This window comes from Pseudomonas sp. SORGH_AS_0199 (assembly GCF_031453735.1).
Lineage (GTDB): Bacteria > Pseudomonadota > Gammaproteobacteria > Pseudomonadales > Pseudomonadaceae > Chryseomonas > Chryseomonas aestiva.
On sequence record NZ_JAVJAE010000001.1, the window covers coordinates 5,004,171 to 5,020,881 of the forward strand.

A 16,711-nucleotide genomic window follows, 5' to 3' on the forward strand; every position below is an offset into this window, starting at 1 on the left:
GGCTTCTCCCCGGTCACTTGGCGGTGGGCATGCTGAATTCGGCGCCCTTGGCGATGCTGTCGGGCCAGCGCTGCATCACGCTCTTGTAGCGGGTGTAGAAGCGCAGGCCTTCCTCGCCATAGGCGTGGTGATCGCCGAACAGCGATCGCTTCCAGCCACCGAAGGAATGCCAGGCCATGGGCACCGGGATGGGCACGTTGATGCCGACCATGCCCACCTTGATGGTGCGGGCGAAGGCGCGGGCGATGCCGCCGTCACGGGTGAAGCAGGAGACGCCGTTGCCGAATTCGTGGGCGTTGATCAGTTCCACCGCGCTGGCGAAGTCCGGCACCCGCACGATGCCCAGCACCGGGCCGAAAATCTCTTCCCGGTAGATGGTCATCTCCGGGGTCACGCCGTCGAACAGGGTGGCGCCAACGAAGAAGCCGTGCTCGGCACCGGGCACCTTGAAGTTGCGGCCGTCGACCAGCAGCCTGGCGCCCTCCTCCACCCCTTTCGTGATGTAGCCCTCGACCTTGGCCTTGTGCTGGCCGGTCACCAGCGGCCCCATGTCGGCGTCGGCTTCCACGCCGTTGCGCACCCGCAGGGCATCGATGCGCGGCAGCAGTTTCTCGATCAGGGCATCACCCACCTCGCCCACCGCCACGGCAATGGAGATGGCCATGCAGCGCTCGCCGGCCGAACCGAAGCCGGCGCCGATCAGGGCATCGGCGGCCTGGTCCAGGTCGGCGTCGGGCATCACGATCATGTGGTTCTTGGCACCGCCCAGGGCCTGGACGCGCTTGCCGCGGCGGGTGCCTTCCTGGTGGATGTATTCGGCGATGGGGGTGGAGCCGACAAAGGAGATGGCCTCCACGTCCGGGTGCTGCAACAGCGCATCCACCGCCACCTTGTCACCCTGGACCACGTTGAATACGCCATCGGGCAAGCCGGCCTGCTTGAGCAGCTCGGCCAGCAGCAGGCTGGCGGAGGGATCGCGCTCGGAGGGCTTGAGGATGAAGGTGTTGCCGGTGGCCAGCGCCATGGGAATCATCCACAGCGGCACCATCACCGGGAAGTTGAAGGGGGTGATGCCGGCGCATACGCCCAGCGGCTGGCGCAGGTTCCAGTTGTCGATGCCGCCGCCGATGTTGTCGCTGTAGCTGGTCTTGGCCAGGTGTGGCGCGCCGCAGGCGAATTCCACCACCTCGATGCCGCGCGTCACCTCGCCCATGGCGTCGGACAGCACCTTGCCGTGCTCGCGGGTGATCAGCGCCGCCAGTTCCCGGTGGTGCTGGTCGAGCAGCTCCTTGAAGCGGAACAGGATGCGCGCCCGGCGCAGTGCCGATTGCTCGGACCACTCGGGAAAGGCCGCCTTGGCCGCCGCCACCGCCTGATCCACGGTCTGCGCCGTGGCCTGGGCGACCCGCCCCTGGACCACGCCCTCGGCCGGATTGAAGACGTCGCTGAAACGCTCGGCCTGGGTCGAGACCGCGCCGTTGATGTAGTGCCCGATGACGGGGGTGTCGCTCATGTCCTGAATCCTCGTGTCCTGGGGTCGCCGCCACGGCGAATGCGAAAGGGGTTAGCGAGTCAGCAGCCACTCGTGCTGCGGATCGTTGTGGAATTTCCAGACGCGCCGGGGGCCGGCCATCACGTTGAGGTAATAGGACTCGTAGCCATAGGGCACGCTGACCGGGTGATAGCCGCGCGGCACCAGCACCACGTCGTGGTCTTCCACCGCCATGGCCTGGTCCAGGTCGCGCTCGTCGGTGTAGACGCGCTGGAAGACGAAGCCCTGCCCCGGATCGATGCGGTGGTAGTAGGACTCCTCCAGCAGACTCTCCGCCGGCAGGTTGTCGCGGTCATGGCGATGGGGCGGATAGCTGGAGGAATGCCCGGACGGGGTGCGCACCTCCACCACCAGCAGCGAATGGGCCGCCGCCGTGTCCGGCAGGATGTCGCAGACATAGCGGGTATTGGCACCCTTGCCGCGGGTGGATCGCTGCATGCTCGCCGGCTCGATCAGCCGCGGTGGCAGCCGGTCCGCCACCAGCGGATTGCCGGGCGAGGTGCAGATGGCGATTTCGGCGGTGCTGTCGGCGGTCACCCGCGCCTCGCTGCCGGGCGGCAGGTAGGCGGCATAGGGCGAGACGTCTTCGAAGACGCTTTGGCGACCGGCCAGCCCGCGCCAGGCGAAGGCGCCCAGCTGCGGATGCCCGCCCTCGATACTGGCGCCGCCGCTGAGCAGCACGATGCAGACCTCCAGATCGCCCGCCAGCACCGGCAGGGACTCCCCCGGTTGCAGGCGATGGGCGGCGAAGCCGACATAGTCCAGGGCACCGGCCGGGACGCTGACGATGTCGCGGGCGCTACGGTCGGCTTTGACGAGCAGATTCATCGGATTCCTCCTCAGGCAGTGGCCTGCGCCACCAGCTGGCGCAGATGGTCGTAGCCCTTCTTGGCGTATTCGTAGGCCGGCGCCACGGCCGGGTCCTGCTCGGCCTCCACCACCAGCCAGCCTTCATAGCCGGCAGCCACCAGCACCTTGAGCAGCGCCGAGAAATCGATGTCGCCGTCACCCGGCACGGTGAAGGTGCCGTTGAGGATGCAGTCCGGAAAGCTCCACTGTTGGTTGCGCGCCAGCTGCACCACGGCCTTGCGCACGTCCTTGAAGTGCACGTGGCAGACCCGGTCGATATGTTGCTGCAGCACGCTCAGGGGATCGCCACCGCCCATGTAGCAATGGCCGGCATCGAACAGCAGGCCGACGTCCGGAGAGGTCAGCGCCATCAACCGGGCGATGTCCTCGGGCGCTTCCACATAGGCGCCCATGTGGTGGTGATAGGCCAGGCGCAGGCCCTGGCTCAGGGTGAAGGCGGCCAGGCGATCGAGCTTCTCGGCATAGGCCTGCCAGGCGGCGTCGCTGTGGAAGCGCGGTCGCTCGATCAGCGGCCGGCGCTGCCCCTGGATGGAGCCGGCCACCTCGCCGTAGACCAGCACCTTGGCGCCGTTCTCGGCCAGCAGCCGGCAATGCGGACGGATCGCCTCGATCTCGGCCTCGACATCCCGGTGCGCCAGGCCACTGGAATACCAGCCGGACACCAGCTCCAGGTCATGCTGGCCGAGTACCTCGCCCAGCGCCTTGGGCTCGCTGGGAAACTTGCCGCCCAGCTCGAAGCCCTGGAAGCCGATTTCCTTGCCCTCGCGCAGGATGGTCGCAAGCGGGGTGTCGCCGCCCAGGGCCGGCAGGTCGTCGTTGGCCCAGGAGATGGGGTTGATGCCGATCTTGAGTTGTTGTGCGGTCATGTCGGAGCTGCTCGTCAGGAGGCGATCAGGCGCGGGCGTCGCGCCAGGCCTGGATCAGGAATTCGAAGTTGCTGCGGATCTGCGCGACCAGCGCACGGTCGTCGATCTCGCCGGCCAGCCAGGCCCGACTCGGCTGGGCGAAGATGGTCCGGCCCACGGCGAAGCCCTGGCAGCGCTGGCTGGCGCTGGCCTGACGAAAGCCCTCGGCCAACTCTTCGGCCGGGGCGTTGAGGCCCAGCACCACCACGCCCTGGCAATGGGGATCGCGTTCGGCGATCAACTGGTCGAGTTGCTGCCAGACGGCGGCCGGCTGCGCCTCGATCTTCCACCACTCGGGATAGATGCCCAGGTTGTACAGCCGCTTGATGGCGCGATAGAGCACGTCCGGCCGGCTGGAGGCATGGTTCTTCGGCGGGATGACCTCCAGCAGGAGTTCATGACCGCTGGCCTGGGCCGCTTCATACAGCCCCTTGAGCTGGGCCTCCTGCTCCAGCCGCAGCAGCGGCTCGTCATCGGGGTGGAATTGCACCAGGCACTTGATGATCTGCTCGCTCGGCCAGCTCAGCAGGGTGCTGCCCACCGAGCGACCATGCTCGAAGGCCAGCGGTCGCGAATTCTGCAGCTCCACCGGCCGGGCGATCCACCAGCCACGGCCGCTGGCGGCATTCAGGGCGTCCTGGCCGAAGCGCTCGTCGGCCAGCAGCCCGACGTCGGCGGCCACACCCTGACGCTGCAGGTCCTGCTCGACCTCGGCGATGGCCTGGACGAACAGCTGCTTGAGCGCCGGAATCCGCGCCGGGTCGGCACCCACCTGCTGGGCGCTTTCCACCAGCTGGTAGCGGTGATCGAAGGCGAAGATGAACAGCGGCTGCCACTGGCGGCGCCGCGTGCTGACCCGGTGCAGCCGGGTCAGCACCGGATCGAGGTCGGGCCGGGTGATGGGTACCGGACTGTGGTTGAGGTAGTCCAGCTCGGCCAGGGTCGGCATGGCCGGGGCGCAGCCATGGCGCGACACCACCAGCCCGCCGCAGGCATTGGCCAGCCGGCAGCATTCGGCATCGTTGCCGCCGGTCAGCCAGCCGCGCAGGAAGCCGGACATGAAGGCATCGCCCGCACCCAGCACATTGAGCACCTCGACGCGGATGCCGCGATGGATCTCGCCTTCCTCGAGACGCGCCGGAATGGCACCCTGGATCACCGTGCAGCCCTGGGCGCCAAGCTTGACCACCAGGGTCGCCGCGGTCACCTCGCGGACCCGGCGCAGGGCGGTGAGCAGGTCTTCGCTGCCCCCGGCGATCTGGAATTCCTCTTCGGTGCCTACCACCAGGTCGAAGCGCGGCAGGATGCGCTGCACATGGGCGCTGACCTCGGCACTGGCGATGAAGCGGGTCTCGCCATCGGCCTTGCCGGTCAGCCCCCAGAGCACCGGGCGGTAGTCGATGTCCAGCACCCGCTTCACGCCGTTGCGCTCGGCGTAGTCCAGCGCCCGGCTGCTGGCCTGGAACACCCCCTCGGTGGAGAAGTGGGTACCGGTGATCAACAGTGCCTTGGCGCTGGCGATGAAGGCCTCGTCGATGTCGTCCGCGCCCAGCGCCATGTCGGCGCAATTCTCGCGATAGAACACCAGGGGAAAGGTCTCGCGATCCTTGATGCCCAGCAGCACCAGGGCGGTGAGGCGCTCGCGATCCACCTGGATGCCGCGGGTGTCGCAGCCTTCCTGCGCCAGCGTCCGAGTCAGGAAGCGGCCCATGTGGTCGTCACCGACCCGGGTCAGCATCGCCGACTTCAGACCCAGGCGCGCGGTGCCGAAGGCGATGTTGGCGGAGGATCCCCCCAGGTACTTGGCGAAGCTGCTGACATCTTCCAGTGGCGCCCCGATCTGCTGCGCATAGAGGTCGACGCCCAGTCGCCCCAGGCAGATGACGTCCAACTGGCGCCCGCTGGCGAAGAAATGATCACCCATGGGTGGCTCCTGCTTATTGTTATCGGCCAACCGCGCGGACCCGAGGGGCCGAACGTGTGAGTGAGCTCAGGCTAGAACGACGCCGCGGACAAATCAACAAATTTTCCACATGAGATTTTATGGAATTTAATTTCCATAACTGGCGTACACTGCGCCTGCCGTCCCACTTCGACGCCGCCCGGCGAATGGGTTAAGTTGCCGGCACAAGAATCCCTACCGCGAGATAGCCCATGTCCTCCGACTCCCCGGCCGACGACCCCCTCAGCAGCGCGCCGCTGGCCGATCCCCCCGGCAACGTCGAGCAGTTGCTGGCCTGCATCGCCCGTGACTACGAGGCCCTGCCACGCCAGCTGAAACGGGTGGCCGCCTATGTCAGCCAGCAGAGCGACAGGGTCATGGTCGATCGCATCAGCGACATCGCCGGGCAGTGCGAGGTGCATCCCTCGGCCATCGTGCGCTTCTCCCAGCGCTTCGGCTTCAAGGGCTTCAGCGAGATGCAGGCGCTGTTTCGCGAGGCCTACACCCACAAGACCACGCCGGTACAGAACTACCAGCAGCGCATCCGCAGCATGATCGCCAACAAGAGCCAGCGCGCCAGCAGCGGCGATCTGGCCCGCGAGTGCATCAACGCCACCCGCTCGGGGCTGGATCGACTCGCCGAGGAACTGGACGACGCCGCCTTCGACAAGGCCGTCGACCTGCTGGTGAACGCCGAGAACATCTATGTGGTGGGGGTGCGCCGCTCCTTCGCCGTGGCCGACTACCTGGTCTACAACCTGCAGCACACCAACAAGCGCATCCACCTCATCACCGGCCTGGGTGGCGGCTATCGCGAACAAATGCGCAGCATCGCCCAGGGCGACCTGCTGATCGCCATCAGCTTCAGCCCCTATGGCAAGGAAAGTCAGCAGTGCGTGCGCATCGCCCAGCACCACAAGGCCAAGACGCTGATCATCACCGACAGCAATCTCTCGCCCCTGGCCAAGCGCGCCGATGCCCTGCTGCTGGTCAACGAAGGCAGTGCCTTCGCCTTCCGGTCGCTGAGTGCCACCCTCTGCCTGTGCCAGGCGCTGTTCCTGGCCCTGGGCTATCGCCTGGAGCTGAAGATGGACGAGATCCAGCTGCCGCTGGACGAGGACGACTAGCCGAACCGGCCCCGGCGGGGCCGCGCAAACGCTTGATCGACAAACAGAAATTTCTTGAGCAGAAGGCTTGACAGCCACCGGCGCCTTGCCAATAATGCGCGCCTCGGATGGCTACGTAGCTCAGCTGGTTAGAGCATAGCATTCATAATGCTGGGGTCCGGGGTTCAAGTCCCTGCGTAGCCACCACCTATTTCCAAGGGTCAGCGTAAGCTGACCCTTTTTTATTGCCCACGAAAAAGCCCACCGCGGCACCGCTTTTAGTCCCCTCTCCCTCCGGGAGAGGGCTAGGGTGAGGGCCCTGCCCCGCTCTCCCCCCGGACAGCCTTCCCGCCCACGGAAAAGTCCAGCAAAAGCAGATCCAAGCCACAGCTAGCACCGCTCTTCGTCCCCTCTCCCCTCGGGAGAGGGCCAGGGTGAGGGCCCCGCCCCACTCTCTCCCCCCGGACAGCCTTCCCGCCCCGGAAGAGTCCAGCAGAAGCAGACCCAAGCCACAACTAGCACCGCTCTTCGTCCCCTCTCCCCTCGGGACAGGGCCAGGGTGAGGGCCCCTTCCCACCAAATCTCAGCCTCACCCCATGAAAAAGCCCGGCCTAAGCCGGGCTCAATCACCGCGCAACACGCTTACAGGGCGACCTTCTGCTTGCTCTCCAGCTCTTCCGTAGCAGCCGCGTCCTGGGTCTCGATGGACTGCACCAGCGCCTTGGAGCTGAAGGCCCGCAGATCGCGCAGGAAGTTGTCCCGCCAGGAGGCCAGATCCGCTTTGCGGATCACCCGCATCATGTCTTCGTAGCGCGATTTGCGCTCTTCGAGCGGCATGCGCAGCGCCCGGTCCAGCGCCTCGGCCATGCCGACATGGTCATAGGGATTCACGATCAGCGCCGAATTGAGTTCGCGCGCCGCACCGGCGAAGCGCGACAGCACCAGCACGCCCGGATTTTCCGGATCCTGGGCCGCCACGTACTCCTTGGCCACCAGGTTCATGCCATCGCGCAACGGCGTCACCAGGCCGACGTCGGAGGAGCGGAACAGCCCCATCACCGTGCGTCGGTCGTAGCTCTTGTTCAGGTAGCGGATCGGCGTCCAGTCCAGCTCGGAGAAATGGCCGTTGATATGGCCGGCATGGCTCTCCAGCTGACGCCGGATGTTCTGGTAGGAGACCACGTCCGCCCGCGACGAGGGCGCGATCTGCACGAACTGCACCGCCCGATGATGCTCGGGGAAATGCTCCAGCAGTTTTTCGAACGCCTGGAAGCGCTCCACCAGCCCCTTGGAATAGTCGAGGCGGTCGACGCTGACGATGGTCTTGTAGGGCACGCCCTCGATGCTGCGCGAGATGAACTGGCGCCGCGTGCGATAGGACTCGGCCTGCTTCTGGATGACGTCTGGCATTACGCCGATGGGATAGACGCCGACCCGGAAGTTATGACCGTAGGCGGTCAGGCTGCCGTCCTTCTCCAGCACGCCACGCACCTCGCGGGTGATGTAGTCCTGGAAGGCCAGTTGGTCGGTATCGGTCTGGAAGCCGATCAGGTCATAGAAGCACAGGGTCTTGAGCAATTCGTTATGCGGCGGGATGGCGGTGAGGATCTCCGGCGCCGGGAAGGGAATGTGCAGGAAGAACCCGATGCGGTTGCGAATGCCCAGCATGCGGCAGGCTTCGGCGAAGGGAATCAGGTGGTAGTCGTGCACCCAGATGATGTCATCGGGCTTGAGCAAGGGCTTCAGGCGCTCGGCCATCGCCATGTTGACGCGTCGATAGCCGTCGTACTCTTCACGGTTGTAACGCGCCAGGTCGATTCGATAATGGAAGATCGGCCAGAGGGTGGCGTTGGAGAAGCCGCGGTAGTAGTGGTCGTAGTCGCGCTTGGTCAGGCCGAAGGTCACATAGTCGATATTGTCCTTGGTCTGGGTCTTGGCCGGCCCGTTTTCCTTGACCGTATCGCCATTCCAGCCGAACCAGATGCCACCCGACTTGCGCAGGGCGTCCAGGACACCCACCGCCAGACCACCCGCGGTCGCCTTGCCTTCCTCGATCGGGGCCACCCGATTCGATACCACCACTAAACGGCTCATCCTAGTCTCCTTGCTTATAATGTGGCGCGAGGTCACGGCTCAGCTGCTGCAGCCAGAGGGCTACCGCTTCCACCGAAGGCAGGCGGGTCTTGGCGACCGTCTCCCCCTCCCCTACCTTGACGGTCAGACCGCCTCGCGCATTGACGACAGTGAACCCCTCTTCATCGGTGCGATCGTCACCGAGAAACACCGGCAGGCAGCCGGCAAAGGGTTCCAGTTCGAGAAAACGGGCGATGGCCTCGCCCTTGCTCGCCGCAGCGGGCTTGAGTTCGAAGACGCACTTGCCCGGCTGCAACTTGAATTCGGGATGGTCGGCGGCGATGCCTTCAGCCAGTTCGCGAACCAGGGCTTCCTTGTCCGGCGCCTGGCGATAGTGCAGGGCGAAGGCCACGCTCTTGCGTTCGAGCAGCAGGTCCGGATGCGCCGCCAGTGCGGTCTCCAGGCGCCGACCGACGTGCGCCAGCATCTCCGCATCCAGGCTCACCCGATGGATCTCGCCCTGGGGATCGCGCCACTCGGCGCCATGGACGCCAGCCGCTGGCAGCCGCAGCGGCGCCGTGAAGCCGTCGATCTCCGCCAGCGGCCGCCCGGAAACCACGGCGACGCCATGGTGGCGCGCCAGCTGTTCAAGGGCAGCGAGGGTTTCGGCGGGAATGAAAACCTGTTCCGGACGTGGCTGCAATTCTGCCAGGGTGCCATCCAGATCGAAAAAGAAGGCCAGCGGCTGGCCCGATGAGGTGAGGCTGTCGAGGTCGATCATGGAAGGTACGACTGCCGGGTCATCGTATGGTTCGTTCACATCTTCCGGGGGTGCCGAGGAATTCCCCTTGCCGGCGCGTAGTCGGATTCAGGGAGATGCTCTAGCAGCCCTGCCTTTGGAGACCACCATGAACAAGCCCGACATCACCAAGACCCCCGAAGAGATCGACGACATTCAGGACCGCATGGGCGACATGCGCGAACTCGACTTCAGCGATCGCAAGGACGAGCGCGGTGGTCGCATCGGCGACGAAATGGACGCGCGCGACTATGAAGGCCAGTTTCCCGAAGAGCGCGTGCGCCAGGCCGGCATGACCGGCGGCGAAACCCTGGATCATCAGCCGACGATGGACGACGCCAGCCCCGAGACCCTGCTGGACGAAACCGGTGCGCGCTCGCCGACCGACTATGGCGATGCCTGGCCGAACGACAAGGAACTGAGCGTGGTCGAGGACAACGACATCGGCGGCGGCTCCGGTCAGGACGAAGCCGAACTCGGTCGCAGCCATCCGCTGGATGGCGAGGCCTGGGACGGCGAGGCCGACGCCCCCAACGAAGCCGAGACCCAGCGAGAGGCCCGCTACGCCGATCTGGATGCGAACGACGAAGACCTCGCCGGCGACACCAGCCTGGATCTGGACGAAAAGCGCGCCGATCACTGAGGCCGCTGACGGCCTAGTCGAGCAGCGTACAGGCCATCACCAGCGCATCTTCCCGGCCGCCGACCGCGGGATAATAGTCCCGCCGGCGGCCGATCTCGTTGAAGCCATAGCGTTCGTACAGCCGATAGGCCGACTGATTGCTGGCGCGTACCTCCAGGAAACACTCGTTGGCCTTGGCCTTGCGCGCTTCCTGCAGCAGGTGTTCCAGCAGCCGCAGGCCGAGTCCCCGGCCCTGGCTTTCCGGCTTGATGGTGATATTGAGCAGATGGGCCTCGTCGAGAATGACGTTGATCACCCCGTGCCCCACCTGCTGCTCGCCAGCCGTCATCACCCAGCAGTCGTAGGACCTGAGCGCATCAGTGAAGATGCCGCGGGTCCAGGGATGGCTGAAGGCCTGATATTCGATCTTCAATACCGTGTTCAGATCGGCCTCGGTCATCCGCCGAAAGCTCACCGCATCGTTCATTGCTGTTCCATCCAGCGGCGCCGCAACGGGCGCATGGCTTGCCAGAGCGCGGCCTTGGCGGCCGGCTCTTCCATCAGGATATCCAGTCCCGGCACCAGCCAGGCCGGGCCCAGGGCGGTGTCCCGCTCCACCCCCGTGAGCTGCGCATCCTCGACCCCGCTGCAGCGTCGCGCGGCCACACCGATCAGCCAGAGTCCCAGGCCCTCGCCCAGGCGCTCCTGGTGCCCCGAGACGAAGCTCTGCACGAATTCAGCGGCCGCCGCCGGCCCCTGGTCGAGTTGACCGTTGTTGAGCAGTGGCCAGCGAATGGGCTCTTCACTGACGATCCGCGGCGTGTCCGGCAGGCCGGCAGCGCGCAGCAGATCCCGGAGCAGCAGGTAGGCCGGATCCCGCACCCCCAGGGTATCGCCGGTAGGCAACTCCAGCAGCAGCAGGCAGCGCCCGGCCTGCAACAACTGCAAGGCGAAACGGGGCGCCGGCTCCCGCGCTGGCGGCGGCGCACGCTCCGGTTGCGGCTCGGCCACGGGGGGCGCGGCCGGCTTCAACGCCGCGGGTCGCGGGATCTCGATGCGCGGCCGATTCGCCGGCGGTGCCTCGGCTACCGCAGCGGCCGGCGCGGCCTTGGCCACCGGCTCCGGGCGTACCACCCGAGCCACGACAGGCGCCGCTTCCGGCTCCTCGACCCACAGGGATTCCGGGCGCGAAGGCGCGGCGAAGGGCAACACCGTGCGCGGCACCCAGACATCCAGCTGCAACGCCTGCAGATAGGCGCGACGACGCGCCTCGGCGGCAAGCGAGGGGCTGGTGGAAGGGGCGGGGTCGGACATGGGCGGATCCTAAGAGCCTGCGCTGTTACGCGGCGGGATTATGCGGGGCGGCATTGTCGCGCGGATCGCCGCGGATCGAAAGGCCGCCCTGCCCATCGGTCCCACCGGGGTCACATCGAAGGCTCTGGCGTCTGGAGTACAATGGCGCTTTTGTCTGGTGCGGTCCCCGCCATGATCGACCCCAAACGCGTCCTGCGTACCCTCGCCGAACACTGGCACCTCATCGACCCGCTGTGCGCCCACTTCGACAGCGGCACCCTGGGCCTGGCCGAGTTGCGTGCCCGCCTGGCCGAGCAGCTGCTCGAGCGCACGCCGGCCGACCTCACCGCCCTGCTCGACACCTGGATCCGCCTGGACATCCTGGTGCCGGTGGCCAAGAGTCCCAATCGCTTCGAGCTCAATGGTCAGATCCACGACTTCCTCGGCTATCTCAGACGCGAACACCGGCTGGGCCTGTGCCTGGAGATCGAAGCCTACCTGCGCCACCTGGAACGCCTCGCCGGTCACATCCGCGAAGCCTTCGACAATCGCGACGGCCCGGACCTCGTCCGCCAGCTGCGCCTGCTCGACATGCGCGTGCGCGATGTCCTCAAGAAGCTGGCCAACGATGGCCATGCCCTGGAAGGCGTCGCCGAGCGCGCCAAGACCAGCGATCGCCAGATCCCCCTGCGCCAGCGTTATGCCGAGGTGCTGGCCACCTGGGATGAATACGTCGAGCCGATGATCCAGCTGGTGGCCGCCGACGGCGCCTTCGAACGGGGTGTCCACCGCGTCGAGCAGGTGCTCCTGCACCTGCTGGGCGAACAGCAGCGCCTCGGCCACCTGGTCGACGACGACCTGTTGCTGCGCACCCAGGCGCGCATCCTGGAGATGCACAACGCCGCCCAGCTGGCCCTGCGTCGTGCCCGCGAATTGCTGCTGCCGCTGCGCGAGGAAGCGCGCCGGCACAATGCCGTGACCCGGGGCGCCGCCCTGGCCCTGGCCACCATCCGCCGCAAGGGCCTCGACGCCGTACCCCAGGCCGCCCTGCCGCTGTTCAGCCGGCCGCAGAGTGTCTTTCTCGGCACCACCGCCCAGGTTGAAAGCTATGTCTACGCCCTGGCCCGCTTCGAGCCCAAGCCGGCGCGCTTTCCCAGCCAGGCCAATCGGCCGCGCGACAGCGAGCGCCCGGCGGCGCCCCGCACCGCCCGCGAGATGCTTGATCTCTGCCAGGACGCCCTGCCGCTGCCCGACCTCATGGCCTGGTTGCTGGAGCAGGAGCCGGCCGGCGATACCGACGAGCTGCTCTACTGGTTCTCGCGCCTGTCCCGCGATGCGCGCTTCCAGCGCCAGCGCCTGGACCGCCGCCACTACGACACCCTCGAACACCGCGTCAGCCTGTGCTCCTACGCCCTGACCGCCCGATCTCCCGCGAGCGACGCCCATGCAACTTGACCTCAATGAAATGACCCAGCTCGCGCCCATCTTCCGCGAGCTGTTCAAGGGCTATCACCTGTCCCGCAGCGAGCCCGAGAGCTATGCCCAGCTCAGCCAGCAGCAGGACCAGTACCGCGCGCTGTTCCGCGCCCTCGGCTTCGAACTGGTCTGCGATCCGCGCGGCTTCTACTACTTCGTGCCCGAGCAGATGGGCGCCCAGGTCAACAAGACCGCCCAGCGCCTGGCGCTGTTCACCTTCATCCTGGTCGAGCACCTGGCCGACCAGGGTCGCGATCCGCTGGCCGTGCTCGATGGCGGTACCCTGGGCCGCCACGAACTGCCGGCGCTGCTGGACAAGTACCGCGACCTCTTCCTGCAGGCCGAGGTCACCACCCAGGAAGAGCTGGAGGAAAAGATCCTGCGCCGCCTGACCCAGCTCGGCTTCGCCCTGGACAGCAACGGCACCTACCGTTTCCTGCCGCCCATGCACCGCTTCCTCGATGTCTGCCTGACCGTGCAACAGGATCGCGACCTGGCCGCCGGCCTGCATGCCAGCGACCTGCCACTGCCGACGCCGACCCTCGCCAGCGACGAAGACGGCACCGCGCAGGAAGGCGCCGACGAGGATGACGAAGAGGCCGCCCTGGCCCGCGCCATCGCCGCAGAACGGGAGTTCGACCTATGATCCGCTACGGCATCAGCCGCTTCGCCCTGCTCAACACCGCCGGCTACAGCCTCGGCCTCTTTCCGCTGGAACAGCCGCTGTCGGTCTACGGGGCCAACAACCTGGGCAAGAGCGCCTCGATCAACGCCCTGCAATTCCCCATCCTGGCGCGGCTCTCCGACATGAGCTTCGGCAAGTACAGCAACGAGCAGTCGCGCAAGTTCTACTTCGCCACCGACACCAGCTACATCCTCATCGAGCTGCGCCTGGCCCACGGCCCCCACGTCATCGGCGTGGCCGGTCGCGGCCCGGGGGGCGGCTTCGGTCACCAGTTCTTCGCCTATGCCGGCGAACTGGACCTGGCCCACTACCAGCGCGACGGCGCCTGCCTGCGCCAGCGCGAGCTGTTCGCCAGCCTGGAACGCGCCGGCCATAAGGCCTATGAGGTCAAGCCCGACGAATTGCGCCGCCTGCTGGTCGGCGGCCATACCAGCATCCCCCTGGACCTGACGCTGATTCCGCTGCGATCCACCAGCGAACAGAGTCTCAAGACCTTCCGCGCCCTGTTCATCAACCTGCTGCACATGCGCGAGATCACCGCGGCCAAGCTCAAGCAGCTGTTTCTCGATGCCTTCGAGCACAGCCTGAGATCCGGCAGCGTCGACTACATCGCCGCCTGCGAGGAAGCCTTCCGCGATGTCCGCCGCATGGAGCAGGACTACCAGGCGCTGGTCGCCGCCGGCCCGCTGGTGGAAGCCCTGGCCAATGGCGTCGAACAGCGCGATCGCCTGAGGGGCAAGCTGCATCGCCTCTCGCCCCTGCTCGACAGCCTGCTCGGCAGCTGGCAGCACTATGCCCTCGACCGCCGCGACGAACTCCTGGCCCAGACCGAACACTATCGCCAGGAGCAGGATGGCCTGCAGCAGAGCCAGCGCGACGGCACCAGCGAATTGATGCGCCGCGAGCGCGAGATCAGCAGCCTGCAGCGCTGGCTCGCCGAGCTGGCCCAGCTCAAGCACCGCTTCGCCCTGGTGGAGTCCACCGCTCCCCTCGAAGCCCAGCTGCTGGCCGCCAAGGACGCCCACGACGAACTCGCCGGCGCCCTGTCCCAGGCCAGTCAGTTCAGCAGCGAAGACCTCGACCAGCGTGTCCGCGAACTGGAGCAGCGCCTCAAGGGGATTCGCCAGCAACTCGACCACGCCGACAACAACAGCTATGCTCGCCTGCGTGAAGAATTCAGCCAGGCCGACGTCGACCGCCTGATGCGGCTGTTCAACGGCCAGCTGTTCAGCCTGCCGCTCGGCCCCAGGGGTGTCGAACTGGCGGAAGACGGCAGTTGGGTAAAGACCTTCGAAGGCATCCTGGCGCGTTTCCAGGGCGATCGCCTCGAATTGCCGGGCCTGTCCCTCGACCTCTCGGGGATCGAGCCACCCACCCTGCAGGCCCTGGCCGATCGCGCCGCGCTGCGTGACCAGAAGGACCGTCTGGAGCGCGAGCTCAAGCAACTCAAGGCCCAGCAGGGCGTCAGCGTCGATCGCCAGGCCAGCAAGGCCCAGGCGGAGGTGCTCTACCAGCAGGTACTGGATGCGCAAAAGGCCCTGGAAGACTTCCGTCGCTGCCAGACCCTCGGTGCCGAGGAAAACGAAAAGCTCGAACAGCTGGCCCAGCTGGAAGCCGCCCAGGACGAACTGAGACGCGCCGGCGATGCCTTCACCGAACGTGTCCAGCAACTCTCCGCCAGGCTGCAACTGATTGGCCGCCAGCTCGCCGACCTGGAAGCCAGGGACCGTACCCTGGCCGACGCCCTGCGCCGCCGCCAGCTGCTGCCCACCGACCTGCCCCCGGGCACGCCCTTCATGGAAGCGGTGGACGATTCCCTGGAGAACCTGCTGCCGCTGCTCAACGACTACCAGGACAGCTGGCAGGCCCTGCAGCGCGCGGACACCCAGATCGAGGCGCTCTATGCCCAGGTCCGCCTCAAGGGCGTCGCCAAGTTCGACAACGAGGAAGATCCCGAGCGCCGCCTGCAGCTGCTGGTGAATGCCTATGCCCATCGCCAGGACGAAGCCCTGACCCTGGCCAAGGCCCGCCGCGCTGCCGTCACCGACATCGCCCGGACGCTGAGAAACATCCGCAGCGACTACGACAACCTCGAACACCAGCTGCAGCTGTTCAACCGCGAGATCAATCGCAAGCAGGTCTCCAACCTGGAGAGCTTCCGCATCGTCCTGGCGCCCAATAAGGAAGCGCTCAAGCACATCGACCAGATCATCCACAGCGCAGGTCAGTACGAGGAAGGCGAGACCCTCTCGGTCTTCGATCTCACCCAGGACAGCAGCCAGGACCAGAAGAACGAGGATGCCAAGGAATACCTGGCACGCCTGGTGGCCGCCAACGGCAACCAGCTCGGCCTCAAGGACCTCTTTGAGTTGGCCTTCGAGATCACCAAGCAGGGCGGCCAGCCGATTCTGCACACCGACATCGACGGCGCCGCCTCCAACGGCACCACCATGACCATCAAGGCACTCACCAACATGTACCTGTTGCTGCACCTGATGGACCGGGAGCAGGCCGCCAAGATCCGCCTGCCCTACTACCTGGACGAAGCCGCCGACATCGACGAACGCAACCAGCAGGCGCTGATCGAAACCAGTCAGCAACTGGGCTTCGTGCCCATCCTGGCCAGCGTCAAGCCCCAGGTCAGCGCCCAGGTCGCCATCGACCTCGAAGGCGGCAGCGGCCCCGGTGGCATCTACATCGACGAAGCCGACTGGAAATACATCGCCAAACGCGACCTGGCGCTGCCCGAACCCGCTTGAGCGCTCTCCAGAACGCAAAAAGCCCGGCCAATGCCGGGCTTTTTCCTGCTCGCGTAAAGATGCGGTAGGTTGGGCTGAGCCTGGCGAAGCCCGACATCCGGAAGCCCCCCCTCACCGCCTCGCCGCCGTTCGCTTGATGCCTGCAACGGACCTCATCGTTGGGCTTCGCTGCGCTCAGCGCCAACCTACGATGATTCTGTGCCGTGCTTCCAACACAACAGCCCGGCGCAGCCGGGCTGTTGTGGCTCTTGGGCTCTTGCGGACGTAAAGCGGCACCTGCCTAGCAGGCACTACTCCAACGCCGCCGCCGCGCCCTTTTGGTCCCCTCCCCCCCCGGGAGAGGGCTAGGGTGAGGGCAACCTCAGCCACGCGGCTTCAGGCGTCCGCTAGCCAATTAGCTGCTCCCAGTGCTCAGCCCCTGACGCCCGGCCAAACTTTTCCCGCCGCAAAGACAACACCCCCGCCAGAGTGAACTGAGCGGGGGTGCTGGGTATTAGGCGCTTGACGATGACCTACTCTCACATGGGGAAACCCCACACTACCATCGGCGATGCATCGTTTCACTTCTGAGTTCGGGAAGGGATCAGGTGGTTCCAATGCTCTATGTTCGTCAAGCAATTCGGTTGGCC

Annotated in this window: 13 protein-coding genes, 1 tRNA gene and 1 rRNA gene; 6 read left to right on the forward strand and 9 right to left on the reverse strand. The window is 66.3% G+C overall.

The genetic code is table 11. The annotated features are described in order from the left end of the window. Positions 1-13: 13 nt before the first annotated feature. Genes QE444_RS23375 through iolC form a run of 4 tightly spaced genes read right to left on the reverse strand, consistent with a single transcriptional unit; the run spans position 14 to position 5,251 of the window. Entirely contained in the window at positions 14-1,513 is a 1,500-nt protein-coding gene (locus QE444_RS23375) for a CoA-acylating methylmalonate-semialdehyde dehydrogenase (protein WP_133861587.1), read from the reverse strand. Positions 1,514-1,564: 51 nt separating this feature from the next. Further along, positions 1,565-2,380, reverse strand: coding sequence for a 5-deoxy-glucuronate isomerase (gene iolB, locus QE444_RS23380; protein ID WP_285388842.1), 816 nt, complete (start codon positions 2,378-2,380; stop codon positions 1,565-1,567). 11 nt (positions 2,381-2,391) lie between these two features. Continuing rightward, entirely contained in the window at positions 2,392-3,288 is an 897-nt protein-coding gene (iolE, locus tag QE444_RS23385) for a myo-inosose-2 dehydratase (RefSeq protein WP_285388839.1), read from the reverse strand. A gap of 25 nt (positions 3,289-3,313) precedes the next feature. Then, positions 3,314-5,251 (reverse strand): 5-dehydro-2-deoxygluconokinase, encoded by a 1,938-nt coding sequence (gene iolC, locus QE444_RS23390; protein WP_285388837.1) that lies wholly within the window; start codon positions 5,249-5,251, stop codon positions 3,314-3,316. Positions 5,252-5,481: 230 nt separating this feature from the next. On the opposite strand from iolC, the gene QE444_RS23395 reads away from it, so the two are divergent. Both QE444_RS23395 and QE444_RS23400 read left to right on the forward strand, forming a co-directional pair. Continuing rightward, positions 5,482-6,396 (forward strand): MurR/RpiR family transcriptional regulator, encoded by a 915-nt coding sequence (locus tag QE444_RS23395; protein ID WP_133861591.1) that lies wholly within the window; start codon positions 5,482-5,484, stop codon positions 6,394-6,396. Between the two features lie 109 nt (positions 6,397-6,505). Then, positions 6,506-6,582 (forward strand) — tRNA-Met (locus QE444_RS23400). A 435-nt stretch (positions 6,583-7,017) separates the two neighbouring features. On the opposite strand, the gene otsA is transcribed toward QE444_RS23400, so the two are convergent. Then, positions 7,018-8,469 (reverse strand): alpha,alpha-trehalose-phosphate synthase (UDP-forming), encoded by a 1,452-nt coding sequence (gene otsA / locus QE444_RS23405; RefSeq protein WP_273861912.1) that lies wholly within the window; start codon positions 8,467-8,469, stop codon positions 7,018-7,020. Between the two features lies 1 nt (position 8,470). Next, the gene (otsB, locus tag QE444_RS23410; RefSeq protein WP_133861593.1) at positions 8,471-9,229 is read right to left on the reverse strand and encodes a trehalose-phosphatase; all 759 of its coding nucleotides are present in this window, start codon (positions 9,227-9,229) and stop codon (positions 8,471-8,473) included. Between the two features lie 127 nt (positions 9,230-9,356). Here otsB and QE444_RS23415 point away from each other — a divergent pair, with 127 nt between their 5' ends. Next, complete coding sequence (locus tag QE444_RS23415; RefSeq protein WP_280311551.1) at positions 9,357-9,890, forward strand: hypothetical protein; 534 nt, start codon at positions 9,357-9,359, stop codon at positions 9,888-9,890. Positions 9,891-9,903: 13 nt separating this feature from the next. Here the strand turns inward: QE444_RS23415 and rimI are convergent, their stop codons facing one another. Then, the gene (rimI, locus tag QE444_RS23420; RefSeq protein ID WP_133861595.1) at positions 9,904-10,356 is read right to left on the reverse strand and encodes a ribosomal protein S18-alanine N-acetyltransferase; all 453 of its coding nucleotides are present in this window, start codon (positions 10,354-10,356) and stop codon (positions 9,904-9,906) included. Then, complete coding sequence (locus QE444_RS23425; RefSeq protein WP_285388830.1) at positions 10,353-11,183, reverse strand: energy transducer TonB; 831 nt, start codon at positions 11,181-11,183, stop codon at positions 10,353-10,355. Before QE444_RS23425 ends, rimI begins: the two co-directional genes overlap by 4 nt. Before the next feature lie 171 nt (positions 11,184-11,354). On the opposite strand from QE444_RS23425, the gene mksB reads away from it, so the two are divergent. From mksB to mksF, 3 genes are read left to right on the forward strand one after another with little or no spacing between them, the layout of a single operon-like run. Next, the gene (mksB, locus tag QE444_RS23430) at positions 11,355-12,617 is read left to right on the forward strand and encodes an Mks condensin complex protein MksB (protein ID WP_187980443.1); all 1,263 of its coding nucleotides are present in this window, start codon (positions 11,355-11,357) and stop codon (positions 12,615-12,617) included. After that, positions 12,607-13,284 (forward strand): Mks condensin complex protein MksE, encoded by a 678-nt coding sequence (gene mksE, locus QE444_RS23435; protein ID WP_273861915.1) that lies wholly within the window; start codon positions 12,607-12,609, stop codon positions 13,282-13,284. Before mksB ends, mksE begins: the two co-directional genes overlap by 11 nt. Beyond that, complete coding sequence (mksF, locus tag QE444_RS23440) at positions 13,281-16,082, forward strand: Mks condensin complex protein MksF (RefSeq protein ID WP_280311547.1); 2,802 nt, start codon at positions 13,281-13,283, stop codon at positions 16,080-16,082. The genes mksE and mksF overlap by 4 nt, the downstream gene beginning before the upstream one ends. Positions 16,083-16,581: 499 nt before the next feature. On the opposite strand, the gene rrf is transcribed toward mksF, so the two are convergent. Beyond that, positions 16,582-16,697, reverse strand: a 5S ribosomal RNA gene (gene rrf, locus QE444_RS23445). Positions 16,698-16,711: the final 14 nt, after the last annotated feature.